Consider the following 5,885-nt stretch of genomic DNA (forward strand, 5'->3'; position numbering starts at 1 on the left):
AAAAACTTTGACAGATTTGAAGAATATTTGAATTGGATAGTATCGGGCGGCGATGACGATAAGGGAGAACGGGGAATGGCGGTTATTTCCACTCACTTAAATTCGACCGACGTGTATCAACACGAAAGAAGTTTACATCTAACACTTACGCAAGAAATAATGAATGAAGACCAAAACAGTCCGTATTGGACGGGGGGATTGAAAGGCGGTAGAGTTGCAACGGGATTTTTACCTTTACCGGCAATAGCAAATACGGGAGTTAGAGATTTAGAGGGAAGAAACGAAACGTATGAATATGTAGATGAAAATGGAGAAACACAAATAGGAAACAGACCGATTAAATTTAATGCAAACGGTATATTACTTTTTTATTCAGAAAGCGGTTTGATTGAACAAGATACGACTTTAATTGCGGGAACTTGGCAAACGTTTATTCCGTGCAAATTACCGCAATGGCAAAAAGAAGACAGTATGACGCCGGATATTATGAATCCAAAATTTACTTATCGCGGCGTTAGAGAGGGAGATTTATTAGATCAATCGACTATTAACGGATTTTTCAATAGAGTTACAAACACGATTCAAGGAATATTTACAAAAGCGGCGACACACGCGCAAATATTGACTTCTTTATTAGTTTTAGCAAAAAAGTTTTCAGTCAGAATACGTGCTATGGAATTTGCTATTACTGCGTTGCAGGATTTTAATCCTGTCGGATGTATAGTTCAGTTTATTGGATTTATGACTTGGGAACGAACGCAATACTATAAATTATGCGATGGTGGTTTATGTGGTGGAAATTCAACTCAAAATGACGGTGAATTTGCAGATATAAATAAATTTTTATTTGCAATGTGGAAAGATAGGAAAGAAAAAGGATTACCTGTAATTGGTGATATTGGCGATGAAATAGATTTAGGTAAAGAGTATAACTTGCCTGATTTAAGTGGTTTATTCTTGGTTGGCGCTTCTATGGGTGTAAATAAAATACATGATAGCGCAGTTGAAGAAATTCCATTAAATAAAACAGGTGGAAAATCTTCACACGTTCAAACAATAGATGAATTGGCAAAACACGTTCATAAACACGTTATTAGAACAGCAGATAGCAATGGAAGCCATAATATAAATGGATTTGGAAATGGAGAATGGTCTTCGGGAAAAAGTGATTGGAAGTGGGGTAATTCTCGCGGTGGAGATAGTTGGAATAACGAATATGCTTTACGTACATATCAAGATTCCAAAGAAGTAGGAGGTTCAACACCTCCGAAAGGAATACCAACAATACCGCCTTATTTTGCAGTCAATTACTATATGAGAGTGAGAGTATAAAATAATAATTTGTTTGGTTATAAAGGAGTGTTAAATGCGAAACGAAATCTGGGTAATGAAAGTAATGATTACGGCAATAATTGTCGTACAAATTGTGTTCGGACAATTAATTAATTGGAATGCGAATAACATCACAATAACTACCGAAGCGGAATTAAGAGAATTTGCGCGGCGGGTTAACGGCACCGACGGTTTTGCGGCAAATTCGTTTCAAGGTAAAACCGTTAAACTAGGCAATGATATTAATCTTACGAGTTCTTGGATGCCGATTGGTAATTATTTGATACCTGAAAGAAATTTTGCCGGAATATTTGACGGCAACGAGAAAAAAATATCAAACGTTGATGTTTCCGATAATAGCGTATATGCCGGTTTGTTCGGTTATGTGAAAGAAGGAGGACAAATCAAAAACCTTACGGTTAACGTTAATGAAATAAAAACAGGCTTCAAGGACAAAGTATATGCAGGAGGATTAGCCGCATATTACGCTTCTGAAAAGCCGATAGTAAATTGCAGAGTCAATATAAGAGACTCTATTTGTGCTAATGCTTATTCTGGTTCTTTAATAGATACTGTGATTGGTAATTCAGGCGGATTGGCGGGGGGGGGGGGGGGGAAGAATACGCTTACAATCAGTAATTGTTACGTTACGGGTAATGTATCGTCATCTAGTAATTCTTTTTCTTATTCAGGCGGACTGGTGGGAAAGGCGGACAATACTCTTACAATCAGTAACTGCTATGCAACGGGGCAAGTCCATTCTAATTCTAATAGCTCTAGTGGATTTCAATTTTCTTATTCAGGCGGACTGGTGGGAAAGGCGGACAATACTCTTACAATCAGTAACTGTTACACGATGGGTGATATCTCTGCCATTTCAGAAGGTCATAACAGTTCTTTTAATAGAATAAAATCTTTTTCCGGCGGGTTGGTGGGTAGTGCGGACAACACGCCTACAATCAGTAATTGCTACAAAACGGGCAGCGTTTCATCTGCATCTTTTAACACTTATAATCCTTCTTATTCTTATTCTTATTCCGGTGGAATTTTGGGAGAGTCGGCTTCTGGAACAAATACTTCGGTGTATTACGATAACTGGGAAGTAAGCGGTGCCGTGGGCAACGGTGATGCGACGGGTATTGTCGGCGTATCTCCTGTCGAACTTAGAAGACAAACGACTTTTGTGGATTGGGATTTTGTCAATACTTGGGGAATTAATCCCGAAATAAACGATGGATTCCCGTATTTATTATGGAGTATACCTGGAGACGATACGCCAATCTGCAATATTAAGGAATCCGCTGACAAGTACGGAATATTGCTTTCAAGCAACATTGTCTCGCAGAAAGCGGAAATGCGGATGGTTACTCCAAGCGGCGACCGCATTTTACAAGTGAGGGCTGTCGTTTATGACAACGTTGGAAACGTGGTTTTTGATAAAACCGAGACGGGCGATAAAATTACTTGGGATTTGACCAATAACGCCGGACGAAATGTCGCGAACGGAACGTACCTTGTCATCGCCGATGTCAAAAGTTCAAACAAAAAGATTTATAGATATTCGGCAAAAATTGGCGTGAAAAAGTAAGTGTGAGATGATTCAGGATTTCAATCCTGTAGGATGCATAGTACAGTTTGTGGGAGAGATGGATGTTTTCCAAAAAAAATATTACCAAATATGCGACGGCGGAGATTTACCTTATTCTGCAAATGAAAAAATGTTGGGAGATTTTGAATTGATAAATAACTTGATGTGGCAAATGCTTAAAGAGCAAAACACCAACAATGACGAATACAAAGATTTTAATCCAGATAAAAGGTATCCCGTCCCTGATCTTCGCGGGTATTTTTTGGTTGGTGCAAAATCCGGGACTACTCAACAAGACGATAGAACGGAAGAAATACCTTTGTTCAAAAAAGATGGGGAGAGTATGCATACATTAACCATTGAAGAAATGCCAAACCATGCGAAGCACGGGGGATATACCAGGAAAGAAGATAGTTCCTGCGAGGGGAAAGATTGGACTGCGTTGGGTGGAGGTGAAGGTAATACAGGAGACAGAGGTGGAGATAAACCGCACAATAATATGCCACCATATTTTGCAGTCAATTATTACATAAGGGTTAGAGTGTAAAATTGTAGAAGAAACTTATTTATGGTATTAAAAAAGGAGGAGTTATGAAAAAAACATTTATGCTTATTATGTCGATGGTAGTTATATTTTCTGTTTCGTGTTCTTACGAAAAGGAAAATAAAGAAGTTAATGGCAGAGATAATTCACTTGTAGGAATGTGGGAACATTATGACAATGATGATGTCGCTTCATCATCATTCTTTATTTTTAATATAAACGGTACAGGAGAATATTATTTCTGTATCGATGACAAAATTTACAATGCCAATAAATTTGAATGGTATACTAATGAGAATTCGTTTTGTTTGGAATATTATGAATGTAATGGTGAAGAGTGTGAAAGTTTAAGTTGTAGAGAATATAAAATTAAAGAAGGAAAATTAATTTCAAACATTACATATTCAAGAACAGATGAATTGCCAAGTTTCATAAATAATGAGAGCTCTTTATGAAAAGGTTTTTATTTGTTATTGTGTCCATATTATTATTTGCTTGTAGCAATGACGATTGTTGTAAAAACAACAGCAGTAATAATCCTATCAACGATATGTCGTTAGTTGGAGAATGGGAGAACGAATACTTAAAATTTGTCTTTAATGATGATAATACGGGTTTTAGGGTTGATGATGAAGGGTATTGCCGCTATTTTGAATGGGAAAATGTAGATAATTTTATGTGCATCTACTTCGAAACTGAAAACGTGAAAAAAGATGTAGTTTGTACCGCATTTACAATAAATAATGAATTTTTAATTTTCGAAGCAGGGAAATTTGCAAAAGTGGAATAACCATTTAATAGTATGAACGCAGAAACGAAATATAACGATGCAATTTACGATACATAAAAATAAAAAATATTTTCAAAAAATTACAAATACTTGTTTTATTTTTAAAGAATATATTATTTTCAACAGTGATTATAAATTAGTAACAGGAGATACGATGTCGATTTTAACAAAAAACAAACCTTACGTTCCCAGAGACATAAGGAATTTATTTCCGGAGATAAGCCGACAAACCACTATGCTTTACTCCGAAGGTAGTGTCGAAGTTAAAATGGGACGTTATGTTGAGGAAGACGACATAAAAGCAAGTTTGGATAAAATAAGAAATTATAGGTTTATTTAAGTGATAGATTTAAGCGGTTATGCCGAAGACCTGAATAATTTTAACAAAGATTTCAAGCGGGCGGATAACCTTGCTCAGGATGTAAAACTTTTAACAGGAAAGGAAGTCATACCGGCGATTATACAGTTAAGATACGCAGGGTTTCATATATCCGAATTTCTGTTAAACGAAGATTCAAAATACTTAGAAAAAGCAAAGTCGCATGCTAAAAGAGCAGTTTTTGAGGCGGCAAGATATGGTATAGCGTTCTGTGGAGAAGCCATAAAAAAATTCCAAGAAATGTATCAAAGCGAAATTTTGCCAGATACCGTTACAAAATACTCCGAAAAAATGCTTATAGTTCAAAAAGCCAAAGACGGTGTACTTGTTGATGGAAACGAGGATGAGCGTGCAGATGCCTGCGAGTCTTCTTTCTATAAAATAAAATCAATTCTTGTCGAATTAATGGCGTGTCAGGACGTCTTAAACCAACGAGCCGAAGAAAAGGTAAGAGACAGAGAGCAAAAGAAAAAAGAAACGCAAAGATGGAAAATCATGTTTTTTATTGCTGTTGCATCTTTGGTTGTTATGGTTGTAAATGTGATTTTAAACGCTTAAAAAAAATTAACGGTTTAAACCACGTGCTTTTTAAACAATAGGCATAGAGGTATAAAACAGATTTGCTGCTATTTTGGGTGAAAGCTATACCAGAATACAAGAAAACCAATGACAAAAACCGATAAAATTTACCTCACAATAATATGCCGCCGTACTTTGCGATTAACTACTACGTAAGAATATTAAAATAATAATTTCCTTAATATAATATGATTGCATAAATTTGAAGTTATTTTATTCTTTTATAGAGGTCAAGATCAAAGGTTAAAATGTCTCGGTCAATTATTTCGTATAACTTATAACTTTCCCAATTATCTTTTTGATATAAATGAATATGGGTTTTATAAATTTCCCAAAAAAATAGTTCTTCGTCGTATGTGTATTTACCTGTCCCATTAGAATAAAATTCAATTATATAACTATTATCATTATCGACTCTTTCCCAACTCCCAATCAACAAAGAAGCGTCATTATTACCTCCACCCTCACATTCACAATTTTCACTTCCACATCCTACCAACAACAGACCAATCAAAACTGTTAAATATATAAGTTTTTTCATAAAAACAACTCCTAATTTAAGTAAATTTCACAAGAAAAATATTTTATGTTGTTTCCAAAGTGAAGACATCAGATATAAATTTGATAAAATTTTACGGAATACATCAAATGAACGTAAGAGATATAGTATTTT

8 protein-coding genes are annotated in these 5,885 nt (G+C 35.5%); 7 read left to right on the top strand and 1 reads right to left on the bottom strand.

Annotated elements, in window-relative coordinates; all coding sequences use genetic code 11:
* The 7 genes from LBH98_01250 to LBH98_01280 form a co-directional block, all read left to right on the top strand.
* A partial coding sequence (locus LBH98_01250; GenBank protein ID MDR0303383.1) for a hypothetical protein occupies positions 1–1,332 on the top strand: 1,332 nt, incomplete at its 5' end.
* Positions 1,333–1,366: 34 nt separating this feature from the next.
* Entirely contained in the window at positions 1,367–2,920 is a 1,554-nt protein-coding gene (locus LBH98_01255) for a hypothetical protein (GenBank protein MDR0303384.1), read from the top strand.
* 7 nt (positions 2,921–2,927) lie between these two features.
* The gene (locus tag LBH98_01260; protein ID MDR0303385.1) at positions 2,928–3,467 is read left to right on the top strand and encodes a hypothetical protein; all 540 of its coding nucleotides are present in this window, start codon (positions 2,928–2,930) and stop codon (positions 3,465–3,467) included.
* 44 nt (positions 3,468–3,511) lie between these two features.
* Positions 3,512–3,919 carry a hypothetical protein gene (locus LBH98_01265; protein MDR0303386.1) on the top strand — a complete coding sequence of 136 codons (408 nt, stop codon included), beginning with the start codon at positions 3,512–3,514 and terminating at the stop codon, positions 3,917–3,919.
* On the top strand, positions 3,916–4,254 hold the full coding sequence (locus tag LBH98_01270; GenBank protein ID MDR0303387.1) for a hypothetical protein: 339 nt from the start codon (positions 3,916–3,918) through the stop codon (positions 4,252–4,254). The genes LBH98_01265 and LBH98_01270 overlap by 4 nt, the downstream gene beginning before the upstream one ends.
* A 154-nt stretch (positions 4,255–4,408) precedes the next feature.
* The gene (locus LBH98_01275) at positions 4,409–4,594 is read left to right on the top strand and encodes a hypothetical protein (GenBank protein ID MDR0303388.1); all 186 of its coding nucleotides are present in this window, start codon (positions 4,409–4,411) and stop codon (positions 4,592–4,594) included.
* Positions 4,595–5,191 (top strand): hypothetical protein, encoded by a 597-nt coding sequence (locus tag LBH98_01280; GenBank protein MDR0303389.1) that lies wholly within the window; start codon positions 4,595–4,597, stop codon positions 5,189–5,191.
* A 229-nt stretch (positions 5,192–5,420) separates the two neighbouring features.
* On the opposite strand, the gene LBH98_01285 is transcribed toward LBH98_01280, so the two are convergent.
* Positions 5,421–5,753 carry a hypothetical protein gene (locus tag LBH98_01285; GenBank protein ID MDR0303390.1) on the bottom strand — a complete coding sequence of 111 codons (333 nt, stop codon included), beginning with the start codon at positions 5,751–5,753 and terminating at the stop codon, positions 5,421–5,423.
* Between the last annotated feature and the right edge of the window lie 132 nt (positions 5,754–5,885).

The sequence above is a fragment of the Chitinispirillales bacterium genome (genome assembly GCA_031254455.1).
GTDB lineage: Bacteria > Fibrobacterota > Chitinivibrionia > Chitinivibrionales > Chitinivibrionaceae > WRFX01.

What these genes read in the sequence shown, in the direction of transcription:
- LBH98_01270 (MDR0303387.1), top strand. Translation starts at nt 3,916, where the DNA reads ATGAAAAGGTTTTTATTTGTTATTGTGTCCATATTATTATTTGCTTGT.
- LBH98_01275 (MDR0303388.1), top strand. Translation starts at nt 4,409, where the DNA reads ATGTCGATTTTAACAAAAAACAAACCTTACGTTCCCAGAGACATAAGG.
- LBH98_01285 (MDR0303390.1), bottom strand. Translation starts at nt 5,753, where the DNA reads ATGAAAAAACTTATATATTTAACAGTTTTGATTGGTCTGTTGTTGGTA.
- LBH98_01255 (MDR0303384.1), top strand. Translation starts at nt 1,367, where the DNA reads ATGCGAAACGAAATCTGGGTAATGAAAGTAATGATTACGGCAATAATT.
- LBH98_01260 (MDR0303385.1), top strand. Translation starts at nt 2,928, where the DNA reads ATGATTCAGGATTTCAATCCTGTAGGATGCATAGTACAGTTTGTGGGA.
- LBH98_01265 (MDR0303386.1), top strand. Translation starts at nt 3,512, where the DNA reads ATGAAAAAAACATTTATGCTTATTATGTCGATGGTAGTTATATTTTCT.